The organism is Pseudoduganella danionis, assembly GCF_009720775.1.
In the GTDB taxonomy this organism is placed as follows: Bacteria; Pseudomonadota; Gammaproteobacteria; order Burkholderiales; family Burkholderiaceae_D; genus Rugamonas; species Rugamonas danionis.
Genome location: NZ_WNKW01000004.1, coordinates 393,913 through 409,657 on the forward strand (window position 1 = coordinate 393,913; position 15,745 = coordinate 409,657).

10 protein-coding genes are annotated in these 15,745 nt (G+C 59.9%); all 10 read left to right on the forward strand.

The window, feature by feature from the left end; translation table 11 throughout:
* Positions 1 to 204 precede the first annotated feature (204 nt).
* A complete protein-coding gene (locus GM655_RS16275) occupies positions 205 to 3,321 on the forward strand; it encodes a DEAD/DEAH box helicase (protein ID WP_155435725.1) in 3,117 nt (1,038 codons plus the stop codon).
* Positions 3,321 to 4,409 carry a PAS domain-containing sensor histidine kinase gene (locus tag GM655_RS16280; RefSeq protein WP_155435726.1) on the forward strand — a complete coding sequence of 363 codons (1,089 nt, stop codon included), beginning with the start codon at positions 3,321 to 3,323 and terminating at the stop codon, positions 4,407 to 4,409. Before GM655_RS16275 ends, GM655_RS16280 begins: the two co-directional genes overlap by 1 nt.
* 92 nt (positions 4,410 to 4,501) lie before the next feature.
* Entirely contained in the window at positions 4,502 to 5,182 is a 681-nt protein-coding gene (locus GM655_RS16285) for a response regulator transcription factor (protein WP_155435727.1), read from the forward strand.
* Between the two features lie 130 nt (positions 5,183 to 5,312).
* Positions 5,313 to 6,023 (forward strand): REP-associated tyrosine transposase, encoded by a 711-nt coding sequence (locus GM655_RS16290; protein ID WP_155435728.1) that lies wholly within the window; start codon positions 5,313 to 5,315, stop codon positions 6,021 to 6,023.
* 221 nt (positions 6,024 to 6,244) lie between these two features.
* On the forward strand, positions 6,245 to 10,954 hold the full coding sequence (locus GM655_RS16295; RefSeq protein ID WP_155435729.1) for a glutamate synthase-related protein: 4,710 nt from the start codon (positions 6,245 to 6,247) through the stop codon (positions 10,952 to 10,954).
* Positions 10,955 to 11,000: 46 nt separating this feature from the next.
* Positions 11,001 to 12,464 carry a glutamate synthase subunit beta gene (locus GM655_RS16300; RefSeq protein WP_371866858.1) on the forward strand — a complete coding sequence of 488 codons (1,464 nt, stop codon included), beginning with the start codon at positions 11,001 to 11,003 and terminating at the stop codon, positions 12,462 to 12,464.
* A gap of 313 nt (positions 12,465 to 12,777) precedes the next feature.
* The gene (locus GM655_RS16305; RefSeq protein ID WP_161035733.1) at positions 12,778 to 13,581 is read left to right on the forward strand and encodes an ABC transporter ATP-binding protein; all 804 of its coding nucleotides are present in this window, start codon (positions 12,778 to 12,780) and stop codon (positions 13,579 to 13,581) included.
* Entirely contained in the window at positions 13,578 to 14,363 is a 786-nt protein-coding gene (gene mlaE, locus GM655_RS16310; protein WP_155435731.1) for a lipid asymmetry maintenance ABC transporter permease subunit MlaE, read from the forward strand. The genes GM655_RS16305 and mlaE overlap by 4 nt, the downstream gene beginning before the upstream one ends.
* A gap of 38 nt (positions 14,364 to 14,401) precedes the next feature.
* Positions 14,402 to 14,872 carry an outer membrane lipid asymmetry maintenance protein MlaD gene (gene mlaD, locus GM655_RS16315; RefSeq protein ID WP_155435732.1) on the forward strand — a complete coding sequence of 157 codons (471 nt, stop codon included), beginning with the start codon at positions 14,402 to 14,404 and terminating at the stop codon, positions 14,870 to 14,872.
* Entirely contained in the window at positions 14,869 to 15,726 is an 858-nt protein-coding gene (locus GM655_RS16320) for an MlaA family lipoprotein (RefSeq protein WP_155435733.1), read from the forward strand. Before mlaD ends, GM655_RS16320 begins: the two co-directional genes overlap by 4 nt.
* The last annotated feature ends 19 nt before the right edge of the window (positions 15,727 to 15,745 follow it).

Consider the following 15,745-nt stretch of genomic DNA (forward strand, 5'->3'; position numbering starts at 1 on the left):
CAGCAATCAAGCTCGGAATGATACGCAATCGGCGCGAATCTGCCAGTCTTGACAGCCCGTGGCGTCTGTGAACCCGTTGCGTGCAGGGTGCATGGGCACACGAAAAACGCGGAAATATGAAGAATCCGCAAACATAAAAGCGTGTATGGCGGATAATATCGCCTGTTGCTGTTTTTGAACCATCTTTGACCAACAATGCGACCCATGGATTTAACCCGCGACGACGCCCCTGCTGCTCCCGCTGCACCTGCGCGCCCTGCGCCGCCTGCGAATCAATTGTCGTACGCTGTCGCCACCTGGCTGCAGCGGGTGGATGCCGCAGCGCATCCCAAGGCCAAGCTGAATGTTCCGCCGCCTGATGCGGACCCTAAACTTTCCGCACACAAACTGATTTATGTGATGGCGCCTACCAGTGGCGGCCGTCATGTGGCGCTATGCCTGTACAAGGCGCGTCTGAAGCCGAATGGCGATGTAGCCGCCGCTAGCCCTGTCAGCGAAATTTTCTCGCTGCTGTCGGCCCCGCCCAGCTTTTTGTCGGCCGGTGATGAAGACCTGATCCGTTTCTTTGTGGCTATGCGCAGTGGCGCCAGCTCGCAGACCGGTTCGGCCACCGAGCCGCGTGGCAAGATCGGTGCGGCCCTGCTGAGCATGCTGGCCGAGCAGGATAAATTGCTGTGGGCAAATTCGTGGGCCGATGTGGGCAATGGTCTGGTCTATCCGCTCAAAGGCGGGGTGATGCGCGAGGCCCATCTGGCCTGGCGCGAAGAAGGCAAGGGGCTGCGGCTGGGCTGGCAGGTGCAGGCACCGCCGAATGCGCGCCACAGCGGTGCCGATCAGGTCGACTACATGCTGCCGACCGATCCGCCTTGGTATATCGACAATCTGTCCTGCGGCGTGCTGCAACTCAATCAGGGCGGCGCCCAGATACCGCTGGCCGATCTGCAGGCACTGGTAGCGCAAGCACCTTTGCTGACCAGTAACGACAAGCTGCGCGTGTCGCAGTTGCTGCTGGCCCATGGTCTGCAGCAATTGATGCCGCTGCCGCAGCCTTTGCCGCAGCGCCTGCGCGATGATGTGCTGCCGCGCCCCGTGCTGACGCTCGATGCCGCCATGCTGGCCGATGGCTCCATCCAGCGCTGGCATGATTTTGCCGTGCTGTCATTTGATTACGATGGTGAGCGGGTGTCGTTCGATCCGTCCCAGCGCGTAGTGCGCCAGAAGGGCGAAGTGACGGAAATTATCCAGCGCAATGAAGCGGCGGAAACGGCCGCGCTGGCGCTGCTGCAGGAACGTGCGTTTGCCGCACCGACGACCTTGCCGCTGAGCAGCGTCAAAGGCGGATTGTTGCTGCCGACGCAAGCCGAGTGGATACGTTTTGGCCGCGACGGCATCACCGACCTGCGTGCGGCCGGCTGGAAAATCGAAAAGACCACCAAATACCGCTATGACCTGACGGAAGTGGGCGAGTGGTTTGCCGAGGTGGAACAGGATACCAGCGAAGGTGGCCATGCCTGGTTCGAACTCGAACTCGGTATCAACGTCGAACAGGAACGCATCTCCCTGCTGCCGCTGCTGGTCCAGCTGATCCGCAACGCGCCCAACGATTTTGCGCCGAAAGTCATTGCCCAGCATGGCGAAGCAGACCAGATGCTGGCCGTGCTGGCCGATGGCCGCCGGGTGGCGCTGCCGTGGGCGCGCGTGCGGCCTATCTTGAATACGCTGGGCGAGCTGTATTTCAGCGACAAGATCAAGCCTACCCTGCGCATGACCAGCCTCGATGCGGCGCGTCTCGATGAGCTGGCCCGTTCGGTGGAAATGGCTTGGACCGGTGGTGAAGAATTGCGCGAAATGGGCGCCCGCCTGAACCAGTTCGGCTCCATCAAGCGCATCGCCACGCCGGCCGGCCTGCAAGCCACCCTGCGTGACTACCAGACCGACGGTCTGTCGTGGATGCAGTTCCTGCGCGAATACGGTTTCGGCGGCATCCTGGCCGACGACATGGGTCTGGGCAAGACGGTACAGACGCTGGCCCACATTCTGGTGGAAAAAGAAGCAGGCCGATTGACGGCACCGGCGCTGGTGATCGCGCCGACTAGCCTGATGGGCAACTGGCAGGAAGAGGCGGCACGTTTTGCGCCGGGCCTGCGCGTGTTGCTGCTGCAAGGCAAGGAGCGCATGGGCCAGTTCGACCAGATCGCCGAGGCCGATCTGGTGCTGACCACCTATGCGCTGCTGCCGCGTGACGAGGAAAAACTGCGCGAGCATGATTTCCATCTGGTCATCCTCGACGAATCGCACTACATCAAGAACACCCGCAGCAAGGCAGCCCAGAGTGCCGGCCTGCTGAAAGCCCGTCACCGCCTGTGCCTGTCCGGCACGCCGCTGGAAAACCATCTGGGCGAGCTGTGGTCGCAATTCCATTTCCTGCTGCCGGGTCTGCTGGGCGACGAAAAAGGCTTCAACACCGTATTCCGTCACCCTATCGAACGGCAGGACGATCCGCTGCGGCGCGCCCTGCTGAACCGTCGCATCAAGCCTTTCCTGCTGCGCCGGACCAAGGACCACGTGGCCAAGGAACTGCCGCCGAAAACGGAAATGGTGCGCAAGGTGGAGCTCACGGGCGCCCAGCGCGACCTGTACGAAACCGTGCGTCTGGCGATGGACCAGAAAGTGCGCGAGGAAATCGACCGCAAGGGCGTGGCGCGCAGCCAGATCGTGATTCTGGAAGCGCTGCTCAAGCTGCGGCAGGTGTGCTGCGATCCGCGGCTGGTGAAATCGCTGACCGGCAAGAAGGCGGCTGCACCATCGGCCAAGCTGGTCGACCTGATGCAAATGGTGGAAGACTTGCTGGAAGAAAAACGCAAAATCCTCGTGTTCTCCCAGTTCACCAGCATGCTGGAACTAATACAGGAAGAACTCGACGAGCGCGATATTCCGTATGCGCTGCTGACCGGCGATACCAAGGACCGCAGCGCCCAAGTGGCAGCGTTCCAGCAGGGTGCCGTACCGATCTTCCTGATCAGCCTGAAAGCGGGCGGCGTGGGTCTGAACCTGACGGCGGCCGATACCGTGATCCACTACGATCCGTGGTGGAATCCGGCGGCGGAAAATCAGGCCACCGACCGCGCCTGGCGTATCGGTCAGGACAAGCCGGTGTTTGTGTATAAGTTGATCGCCAAAGGCACACTGGAAGAGAAGATACAGGTGCTGCAGCAGAAGAAATCCGATCTGGCCCAGTCGATACTGGCCGAGGGCGAGTCGCAGAAGATGGCACTGACGCAGGAAGACCTGCAGCAGATCTTTGCTCCGCTGGTGGAATAATGACGCGCGCCGCCGAACTGGAGGCCATGCTTATCGCAGCGCAGGCAGAAATGCAGCGCTGCCGCGAATGGCTGGCCTACAGCGAGGAAGCCAGCTTCACGGCTGACGCGGCGGGCCTGATATGGCTGAGCCCCGCCTGCGAGCGGCAGTTCGGCTACACCTTGGCCACTGCGCAGGCACTGGCTGTACCCCTGCTGGCGCAATTGCCGGCCCGGCTGGCGCGTTACGCGGGTGGCGACGCCACGCGCTGGCAGGTGCGGCGCGAGCTGGAACTGGCCCATGCCGGCGGCCATCCCGTTTCCGTGGAAATCACCACCACGCTGCTGCCCGAGACGGATGGCTCGGTGCGGCGCATTCACGGCATCGTGCGCGACCTGACGCTGGCGCGCGAGCTGGCCCTGCGGCAGAAACAGTTCACTTCCATGCTGTCGCATGAATTCCGTACGCCGCTGGCCGTGATCGATGGCGCTGCCCAGTTGCTGGAAATGACGGGCACGGCCCACGATGAGAGCACGCGCAAGCGCTATCGCAAGATCCAGACGGCGGCCGACCGCCTGCTGGCCTTGCTGGACGAACATCTGACACCCGAGCGCATGGCGGAAATCGGCCGCGTACGCCAGCCGGATCAGGTCGCGCCAGCCAGTCTGCTGCAAACAGCCGTACAACAGGCTGCGAGCCAGCGCAGCAACATTACTTTGGCGCTTGGCAATCTGCCGGCGCAGATACGCTGTGATCCAGCCGGTATGCGTTTATGCCTCGACGTAGTGCTGGATAACGCGATTAAATACACGCCGGCCACCAGCGCCATCGAGGTGAGTGGCCAGATGGCTGTCGGTGGCGGGCTGGAAATGCTGGTGCGCGACCACGGCGATGGCGTGGCCGAGAGCGAACTGGGCAGGATTTTTGAAAAAGCGTATCGTGGAAACAACGCTGGCCAGATCGCCGGTTCCGGGCTGGGACTGTACATGGCCAGCGCTGTGCTCGAGGTGCACGGCGGTAGCCTGACGGCACGCCATGCTTCGGGGGGCGGCATGGAATTCCGGATTTGGTTGCCAATTGCTAGCCAGACAGGGAAAGTTCTTGCTTAGTAAGGTTGCAGCAGTGATAATTCCTAAACGCAAGCCATCTTGGCAGGGCGGGGCTGGACACGTGGTCCGGATTTAGCATTCATGGCGCATCAATGACGCAGATACTCATCGTAGAAGACAATCTGGACTATGCCGAGGAAATGGCAGAGTTCTTGGTTGAGCTCAAGCATGAGGTGCGCATAACCAATAGCGCCAGCGAAATGTGGTCGGCCCTCAGCCATGGCAATGTGGGCGTGGTGGTGCTCGATCTGGGCCTGCCTGACGAAGACGGCTTCAACGTGATACCGCGCATGCGCCAGCTCTACCCGCAGATCGGTCTGCTGGTGCTGACGGGGCGGGTGGCTTTCGACAACCGCATCCTGGGTCTGCGTCTGGGCGCCGACCATTATCTGACCAAACCCATCAAATTCCCCGAGCTGGCCGCCCATATCGAGGCGCTCAACCGCCGGGTGGGGCCGCAGGAAACCGCACCCGTGCTCAGCAAATGGACCTTGCGCGTGAGCGCCCGCCAGCTGGAGCTGGAAGGCACCATCATCACGCTGACGGAAAAAGAGTGCAATTTCCTGCATTTGCTGACCATCAATACCCGTCCCGTGCCCCGTCAGGTGATCGTGGCCGGCATAGGTGGCGATGATCCCGATGCAGGACGGCGTGTCGATATGCTGGTCTACCGTCTGCGCAAGAAAGCGCGCACGGGGCTGGGGCAGGATCTGCCGCTGCGCAGCGCCTATGGCGAAGGCTACAGCCTGTCCGCCAGTTTCAATCTTTCCTGAGCTGTTATACACCCCATCGCCGTGTTTCCTGAAAATAGGGACAGAGTCGAGCCGATTTTTTTGATTTTGAAAATTAATCGGGGACAGAGTGGTGTAGAATCGCTGCATACCCACTCTGGAGCAGACTTCCATGGCCCGATTACCGCGCCTGATTGTGCCCGGCCAGCCTCATCACGTGATTCAGACCGGCAATAACGACCAGCTGATCTTCCGTGATACCGACGATTACCAGACTTTTCTGGGCTGGCTGCGCACGGCCGCGAAAAACTACAAGGTCGCCATCCACGCCTATGTACTGATGCCCAACCACCTGCATCTGCTGGCCACGCCGGCCGATGAACTGGGGCTGGGCCAGATGATGCAGTGGATAGGCCGCTATTACGTGCCCTACTTCAACCAGAAATACGGCCGCAGCGGCACGCTGTGGAATGGCCGCTACAAGACTTCGCTGATCGATGCCGAGCAGTATTTCATGGCCACCTGCCGCTACATCGAGTTCAACCCCGTGCGTAACGGCATGGTGGCGCGCGCGCAGGATTATCCGTGGTCCAGCTTCGGCCACCACGCGGGCTTGCGCGCCGACGGCCTGATTATCGACCACGCGCGCTTCTGGCAACTCGGTAATACGCCGTTCGAGCGCGAAGCCGCTTATCTGGCGCTGTCCGAACCGGCGCTGAGCGCGGAAGAAGTGGCGCATATCTCCAAAGCGCTGCTGAAAGGCTGGCCGCTAGGCTCGGAACAGTTCCAGCTCACGCTGCAGCAGCGCGTCAAGCGGCAAGTGCTGCCGGCGAAACGGGGGCGACCATTCAAGCTTAGCCCGAAGACGGAAAATCCCGAATAATCCAGAAGCAGGCGCTGCCAGCGCCGAGTAAACCACCACGGAATCCGCAATTCCGTGGTTTTTTATTCTCCGAATTGTGGCCGTCATCACTCTGTCCCTAATTAATTTTTTCAGCATCTTTTGAAAAATTAATTCGACTCCGACCCTAATTGTTCTTGTTGAGTTTTCTGCTGCATTGCACTACTCTAGTTTTTCGTTAGTCAAATTGCAGTGGAGAACTCATGAAAGCCCAAGGTCTGTACGATCCGTCCAATGAACATGACGCCTGTGGCGTCGGTTTCGTCGCCCATATCAAGGGCAATAAGAGCCACTCCATTGTGGAACAGGGTCTGCTGATCCTGAAGAACCTCGATCACCGGGGTGCTGTGGGCGCGGACGCGCTGATGGGTGACGGCGCCGGTATCCTGATCCAGATTCCGGACCAGTACTACCGCGACGAGATGGCCAAGCAGGGCGTGGAACTGCCGCCACCGGGCGAATATGGCGTGGGCATGGTATTCCTGCCGAAAGAAAATGCGTCGCGCATCGCCTGCGAACAGGAAATCGAGCGCGCCGTGCGTGCTGAAGGTCAAGTTGTGCTGGGCTGGCGTAATGTGCCGATCGACAGCGAAATGCCGATGTCGCCGACCGTGCGTGCCAAAGAACCAGTGATCCGCCAGATCTTCATCGGCCGCGGCGCCGACATCATGGTGACCGATGCGCTCGAACGCAAACTGTATGTGATCCGTAAATCCTCGGGCCACGCGATTCAGGCACTGAAACTGATCCACGGTAAAGAATTCTTCGTGGCCTCGATGTCGGCCCGTACCATCGTCTACAAAGGCCTGCTGCTGGCCGATCAGGTAGGCGTGTACTACAAAGACCTGCAGGATGCACGCTGCATCTCCGCTCTGGCACTGGTGCACCAGCGCTTCTCCACCAACACTTTCCCTGAGTGGCCACTGGCTCACCCATACCGTCTGCTGGCCCACAACGGCGAGATCAACACGGTAAAAGGCAACTTCAACTGGATGCGCGCCCGTGAAGGCGTGATGAAATCGGCCGTGCTGGGTGACGATCTGTCCAAGCTGTTCCCGCTGATTTACGAAGGCCAGTCCGACACCGCCTGCTTCGATAACGCGCTGGAACTGCTGCTGATGGCCGGCTATCCGATCGCTCAGGCGATGATGATGATGATTCCGGAAGCGTGGGAAAACCACGGCACCATGGATGACAACCGTCGCGCCTTCTACGAATACCACGCTGCCATGATGGAACCATGGGACGGCCCTGCCGCCATGGCCTTCACCGATGGCCGCTACATCGGCGGTACGCTGGACCGTAACGGTCTGCGCCCTGCCCGCTACATCGTCACCGACGACGATCTGGTGGTGATGGCTTCGGAATCGGGCGTGCTGCCGATTCCTGAATCGAAAATCATCCAGAAATGGCGTCTGCAGCCGGGCAAAATGTTCCTGATCGATCTCGAAGCCGGCCGCATCATCGACGACAAGGAACTCAAAGACACCTACGCCAACGCCAAGCCATACAAGGCATGGATTAACGCGGTACGGATCAAACTCAACGAAATCAAGCTGAGCGAAAGCCAGCTGGCCGTGAACCGCGTCAAGTACAGCGCAGCGCCGGGCGAAAAAGCCGTGGCTTCCGTGCTGGACCGCCAGCAGGCCTTCGGCTACACCCAGGAAGACCTGAAATTCGTGCTGGCGCCTATGGCCACCAACGCCGAAGAAGCCACCGGCTCGATGGGTAATGACTCGCCGCTGGCCGTCATGTCCAACAAGCTGAAACCGCTGTACAACTACTTCAAGCAGCTGTTCGCGCAGGTGACCAACCCGCCGATCGACCCGATCCGCGAAGCCATGGTGATGTCGCTGGTATCCTTCATCGGTCCGAAACCGAATCTGCTCGATACCAACAACGTCAACCCGCCTATGCGTCTCGAAGTAGCGCAGCCAGTGCTGGGCTTCGACGATATGGCACGTCTGCGCGGCATCAGCCAGCACACGGGCGGCAAGTTCAAATCGTATGAACTGAATATCTGCTACCCGCTGGCTTGGGGCAAAGAAGGCGTGGAAGCCTGCCTCGCTTCGCTGTGCGCCGAAGCCGTGGACGCCGTCAAATCGGGCCACAACATCCTGATCGTGACGGACCGTTCGGTCGGTGCTGACCGTGTGGCGATTCCAGCCCTGCTGGCCACCTCCACCATCCACCAGCATCTGGTCAGCAAAGGCCTGCGTGCTTCCACCGGTCTGGTGGTGGAAACCGGTTCGGCGCGCGAGACCCACCACTTCGCACTGCTGGCCGGCTACGGCGCCGAAGCGATCCACCCGTACCTGGCGATGGAAACCCTGGCCGAAATGGCGCCTGGCCTGCCGGGCGACGTGAGTGCCGAACAAGCTGTCTACAACTACACCAAAGCCATCGGCAAAGGCCTGATGAAGGTGATGTCGAAGATGGGCATCTCCACCTATATGTCCTACTGCGGCGCGCAGATCTTCGAAGCCGTCGGTCTGAACAAATCGCTGGTGAACAAATACTTCCGCGGCACCGCTTCGAATGTCGAAGGTATCGGTGTGTTCGAAGTGGCAGAAGAAGCGCTGCGCCTGCACCATCTGGCCTTCGGCAACGACCCTGTGCTGGCCGATAAGCTGGACGCTGGCGGTGAATATGCGTTCCGTGTACGCGGTGAAGACCACCTGTGGACGCCGGATGCGATCGCCAAGCTGCAGCATTCGACCCGTAGCAACAACTACAACAGCTACAAGGAATACGCCCAGATCATCAACGATCAGAGCAAGCGCCACCTGACGCTGCGCGGCCTGTTCGAGTTCAAGATCGATCCGACCAAGGCGATCCCGCTGGACGAAGTGGAACCAGCCAAGGAAATCGTCAAGCGTTTCGCGACCGGTGCAATGTCGATGGGTTCCATCTCGACCGAAGCCCACGCGACGCTGGCCGTGGCCATGAACCGTATCGGCGGCAAGTCGAACACCGGTGAAGGCGGCGAAGATCCATCGCGTTACACCATGGATCTGAAAGGCATCAAGATCAAGCAGGGCGAAACCATGGCTAGCGTCATGGGCAAAGAGCGGATGGTGGTCGACATTCCGCTGCAGGAAGGCGATTCGCTGCGTTCGCGCATCAAGCAGGTGGCCTCGGGCCGCTTCGGTGTGACCGCGGCTTACCTGAACTCCGCAGACCAGATCCAGATCAAGATGGCACAAGGCGCCAAGCCCGGTGAAGGCGGCCAGCTGCCGGGCCACAAAGTGTCGGAATACATCGCGACGCTGCGCTTCTCGGTGCCGGGCGTGGGTCTGATCTCGCCGCCACCGCACCACGACATCTACTCGATCGAAGATCTGGCCCAGCTGATCCACGATCTGAAGAACGCCAATCCGCGCGCTTCGATCTCCGTCAAGCTGGTATCGGAAGTGGGTATCGGTACCGTGGCTGCCGGTGTCACCAAGGCCAAGGCCGATCACGTGGTGGTAGCCGGCCATGACGGCGGTACCGGTGCTTCGCCGCTGTCGTCGGTGAAACACGCTGGTACGCCATGGGAACTGGGTCTGGCTGAAACCCAGCAGACGCTGGTGCTCAACGGTCTGCGTAGCCGTATCCGCGTTCAGGCCGACGGCCAGATGCGTACCGGCCGCGACGTGGTCATTGCCGCCATGCTGGGCGCCGACGAAATCGGCTTCGCTACCGCACCGCTGGTGGTGGAAGGCTGCATCATGATGCGCAAGTGCCACCTGAATACCTGCCCGGTCGGCGTTGCGACCCAGGATCCGGTCCTGCGCGCCAAGTTCTCCGGCAAGCCTGAGTACGTGGTCAACTACTTCTTCTTCGTGGCCGAAGAAGCGCGTCAGCTGATGGCGCAACTGGGTATCCGTACCTACGACGAACTGATCGGCCGCGTTGATCTGCTGGACAAATCGAAAGCCATCTCGCACTGGAAAGCACAAGGTCTGGACTTCAGCGCCATCTTCTACGCACCGCAAGTGCCGAACGGCGATTCGATCTATCACACGATGGAACAGGATCACGGTCTGGACAAGGCGCTCGATCACAAGCTGATCGCGCAGGCCAAGGCAGCGCTGGAAAAAGGCGAGCGCGTCTCGTTCATCTCGCCAGTGAAGAACTTGAACCGCACCGTTGGCACCATGCTGTCGGGCGAAGTGGCCAAGCGCTACGGTCACGCCGGTCTGCCGGACGACACCATCCACATCCAGTTGCAAGGTACGGCGGGTCAGTCGGCCTGCGCCTTCCTGGCACATGGCATCACCATCGATCTGGTGGGCGAGGGTAACGACTACGTGGGTAAAGGACTGTCCGGTGGCCGCATCATCGTGCGTCCGAACACGGAGTTCCGCGGCTGGGCCGTCAACAACATCATCATCGGTAACACCGTGCTGTACGGCGCGATTGCTGGTGAAGCCTTCTTCAACGGCGTGGCCGGCGAGCGTTTCGCAGTGCGTAACTCGGGCGCTACCGCCATCGTCGAAGGTACGGGCGACCACGGTTGCGAATACATGACGGGCGGTACGGTCGTGGTACTGGGCAGCACGGGCCGTAACTTCGCAGCCGGTATGTCCGGTGGCGTGGCCTATGTCTACGATCCGGACGGTGATTTCGCCAGCCGCTGCAACACCTCCATGGTGTCGCTGGAGCCGGTACTGTCGGCCAAGGAGCAGGATGCCCATGCCGCCACCTTCCACATCCAGCACAAGGATACGGGTCGTGAAGCGGATGAAGTGATCCTCAAGCGTCTGATCGAGCGTCACTTCAAGCACACGGGCAGCACGCGTGCCCGCCTGTTGCTGGATAACTGGGCCGAAGGCCGTAGCAAGTTCGTCAAGGTCTTCCCTAACGAATACAAACGGGCGCTGGCAGAAATGGTCGAACTGGCCGCCGCGCAACCGATTGCTGCTTAATTAAGCTCGGCACAGACTGCAGACAGAACATATTTAAGGAACTATCGTGGGTAAAATCACCGGCTTTATGGAATTCCAGCGTCAGGACGAAGGCTATCTGCCACCTGCTACGCGCCTGAAAAACTATGCTGAATTTGTCATTCCGCTGACCAAGGAACAGGCTACCATTCAGGGCGCACGCTGCATGGACTGCGGCATCCCGTTCTGCAACAACGGCTGCCCGGTCAACAACATCATCCCTGACTGGAATGATCTGGTGTATCGCGGTAACTACCGCGAAGCGCTGGAAACTCTGCACTCGACCAATAACTTCCCTGAGTTCACCGGTCGCATCTGCCCGGCGCCGTGCGAGGCGGCCTGTACGCTGGGCATTCATGAAGCACCGGTGGGTATCAAGTCGATCGAGCACAAGATCATCGACGAAGGCTGGGAACATGGCTGGGTGACGCCACAGGTTGCCGAAGTTAAAACTGGCAAGAAAGTGGCCGTGGTCGGTTCCGGTCCTGCCGGTCTGGCCGCTGCCCAGCAACTGGCCCGTGCCGGTCACGCCGTGACCGTGTTCGAAAAAAGCGACCGCGTGGGTGGTCTGCTGCGTTACGGCATCCCTGACTTCAAGCTGGAAAAATCGCATATCGACCGCCGTGTCGAGCAGATGCAGGCCGAAGGCGTGGTGTTCCGCACCAGCGTGCTGGTGGGTAAAGACTTCCCGGCCAACGTCAACAACTGGGCCAAGGAAACCATTTTCCCGGAAGATCTGGAAAAAGATTTCGACGCCGTGGTGCTGGCCGGTGGTGCCGAACAGCCGCGTGACCTGCCGGTACCGGGCCGCGAACTGAAAGGCGTGCACTTCGCCATGGACTTCCTGCCCCAGCAGAACAAGGTCAATGCGGGCGACAAGGTGAAAGACCAGATCAAGGCCACCGGCAAGCACGTGGTGGTGATCGGCGGCGGCGACACGGGTTCCGACTGCGTGGGTACCTCCAACCGTCATGGCGCCGCCTCGGTGACCCAGTTCGAACTGATGCCTATGCCGCCTGAGCAGGAAAACAAGCCGCTGGTGTGGCCTTACTGGCCAACCAAGCTGCGCACTTCCTCGTCGCACGACGAAGGCTGCTCGCGTGACTGGGCGGTGGCGACCAAGCGTCTGGAAGGCAAGGGCGGCAAAGTCGAGAAGCTGATCGCCTGCCGCGTCGAGTGGAAAGACGGCAAGATGACGGAAGTCGAAGGTTCCGAGTTCGAAATGAAGGCCGATCTGGTCCTGCTGGCCATGGGCTTTGTGTCGCCAGTGGCGAATGTGCTGGAAGCCTTCGGTGTAGACAAAGATGCACGTGGTAACGCCAAAGCCAGCACTGACGGCAACGGCTGCTACCAGACCAATGTGCCTAAAGTATTTGCTGCCGGCGACGTACGCCGCGGCCAGTCGCTGGTGGTGTGGGCGATCCGCGAGGGTCGCCAGTGCGCCCGTGCGGTTGACGAGTTCCTGATGGGTGGTTCGGTACTGCCGCGCTAATTAGCAAGACTTTACCGCTTCGTTCCCACCGGTGGTGTACGGGTGATCCCCGCAGCCACCGGTTTTTTTTATTCTGCGCTGGTATTTCTCACAATATTCCATGCTCGGTATCGTCAGCATAGGGCTGCTGACGCAGCGCTCTAGTGCGGTGCAGCAATGTAACATTTGATGTCAGGTGTAAATTGCTGACTTGAGATTCATTAGTGTTGTATTATCTGCCATTTGGTGGGCCTCGCCAGCCCGTTCAGGGGTGCGTCAGCAGACTTACTCCTTTCTGAACTACAATACGGCATTAAAAACAATGAGTTCTGACGTGTCCAATCTTGTCGAAATCCGTGATTTACACTTTGCATACGGGAAGCGCGCGATTCTTTCGGGCTTGCAGATGGACTTCCCGCGTGGAAAAGTGGTCGCCGTCATGGGCGGTTCCGGTAGCGGCAAGACCACTGTCCTGCGCTTGATCGGCGGCCAGTTGCGGCCCCAGCGCGGCCATGTCAAAGTGCACGGTGAGATCGTGCATAAGTTAAATACTGCCGGTCTGTATCTGTTGCGTCGCAAAATGGGCATGCTGTTCCAGCATGGCGCCCTGTTTACCGACCTGACCGTTTTCGAAAACGTGGCCTTCCCCCTGCGCGAGCATACCGATCTGCCGGAAGAGCTGATCCGTAATCTGGTGCTGATGAAGCTGCACGCGGTAGGGCTGCGCAATGCGGCCAAACTCAAGCCGGGCGAGATATCGGGTGGGATGGCGCGCCGGGTAGCGCTGGCCCGTTCCATCGCGCTCGATCCGGAACTGATTATGTATGACGAACCGTTTGCCGGTCTGGACCCGATCTCGATGGGCGTGACCGCCAATCTGATCCGCAACCTGAATACGGCGCTCGGTTCCACCACGGTGCTGGTGTCGCACGATGTGAAAGAGTGCTTCGCCATCGCTGATTATGTTTATTTCTTATCCCAAGGCAAGATCGTCGCCCACGGTACGCCGCACGAAATGATGGTGTCGACCGATCCGTACGTGAAGCAGTTCGTCAATGCCGAAGCGGATGGACCGGTGCCCTTCCACTACCCGGGTAAATCGCTGGCCGATGATCTGGGTCTGGGAGCACAGGCATGAGAATACACAACGGTTTATCCAGGCTGGGCGCGACCCTGCGCGACTTCATCGAGAGCATAGGCTACGGCACCCGTACCTTCCTGAATGTGCTGAAAGTGTCGCCGGGCCTGCTCAAGCGGCCTAGCCTGATCGTCGAGCAACTGCACTTCATCGGCAATTATTCGATGCTGATCATTACCCTGTCCGGCCTGTTCGTAGGCATGGTGCTGGGGCTGCAGGGTTATTACACGCTGAATAAATACGGCGCGGAACAGTCGCTGGGCCTGCTGGTGGCACTGGGCCTGAGCCGCGAGCTGGGTCCCGTGATTACGGCGCTGCTGTTTGCCGGCCGGGCCGGTACTTCGCTGACTGCCGAAATCGGCCTGATGAAGGCGGGCGAACAGCTGTCGGCCATGGAAATGATGGCGGTGAACCCTATCCAGCGCGTGCTGGCCCCCCGTTTCTGGGCCGGCGTGATTTCCGTGCCGCTGCTGGCTTCCGTGTTCAGCGCCGTGGGCGTGTTCGGCGGCTATCTGGTCGGTGTGCAGCTGATCGGGGTCGATAACGGCGCGTTCTGGTCGCAGATGCAGGATGGTGTGGATATCTGGAAAGATATCTACAACGGTTTCGCCAAGAGCGTGGTGTTCGGCATCGCCATCACCTTTATCGCCCTGTATCAGGGTTACGAGGCCCAGCCTACGCCGGAAGATGTGGCCCGTGCCACCACCCGTACGGTAGTGATCTCGTCGCTGATGATCTGGTGGCTGGATTTCATGATGACGGCGCTGATGTTCAGCAAATAAGCCGCAAGCAAACAAGATAATGTAACGAAGGAATCACTATGCAACGTAAATCTCTGGATGTCTGGGTCGGTCTGTTCATCGTCGTCGGCGTGGCCGCTCTGATGTTCCTGGCACTGAAAGCCGGCAACATGGGATCCATGTCTTTCGCCAAGGTCTATCCGGTCACGGCCAAATTCGACAACATCGGCAGCCTGCGTCCGCAAGCGCCGATCAAGGCTGCCGGTGTGGTGGTGGGCCGCGTGGGCGAGATCCGTTTCGACGACAAGAGCTATCAGGCGCTGGTGACGCTGAATATGGAAGAAACTTACAAGTTCCCGAAAGATAGCTCGGCCAAGATTCTGACCTCGGGTCTGCTGGGCGAGCAGTATGTGGGCATCGAAGCAGGTGGCGACATGAACAATCTGGTGGCTGGCGACAAGATCGCCCGCACCCAGTCGGCCGCCGTACTGGAAGACCTGATCAACCAGTTTATTTACAGCAAAGCTGCTGAAGGAAAGGACAGTAAATGAGCCTGACCGTTGCGAAATCCGCCGTGCCCGCCCGCGCCGCACTGGCGCTGGGTCTGACCTTGCTGCTGGCTGGCTGTGCCGGTCCCAACCCGCGCGATCCGTACGAGAACTTCAACCGTGCCATGTTCACTTTCAATGACACGGTCGATACCTATGCGCTGAAACCGGCCGCCACGGCTTATCACACGGTACTGCCATCGTTCGTGCAGACGGGCGTGAATAATTTCTTCGGCAATCTGGCCGATGCGTGGACGGGCGTGAACAATCTGCTGCAGGGTAAAGGCGAAGCCGGCCTATCCGATGTGACCCGCTTTGCGCTGAACTCTACACTGGGCATCGTCGGCCTGTTCGACATTGCTTCGGAAGCGGGCTTGCCCAAGCACAAGGAAGATTTCGGCCAGACGCTGGGCACCTGGGGCGTGCCCTCCGGTCCCTACCTGATGCTGCCGCTGCTGGGCCCTTCCACCGTGCGTGATACGGCGGCCCTGCCTGTCGACATCACGGGCGATATCTGGCGCTACAAAGAACCTACGTATATCCGCAACACGGGTACGGCCCTGCGCGTGGTCGACCAGCGCGCCGGCCTGCTCGACGCCTCCACGCTGCTGGAAGATGCGGCACTGGATCGCTACGAGTTCATCCGCGACAGCTTCCTGCAGCGCCGCGAAAGCCTGATCCATCCGGACGACGACAATGCGCCCAAGCGCAAACGTAAGAATGACGAGTCGGCTTACGAGGCAGTACCGGCCAGCGAATCTGTTGCTACCGAGGAAAAAACTGCTGCGGCGTCCGACGCGCCCACGCCAAAAGAGGTAAACTCTGGTGCTCTGGCTGCAACTTCTGTCAGCCCGTGAACCCGAAGAACACTTCATA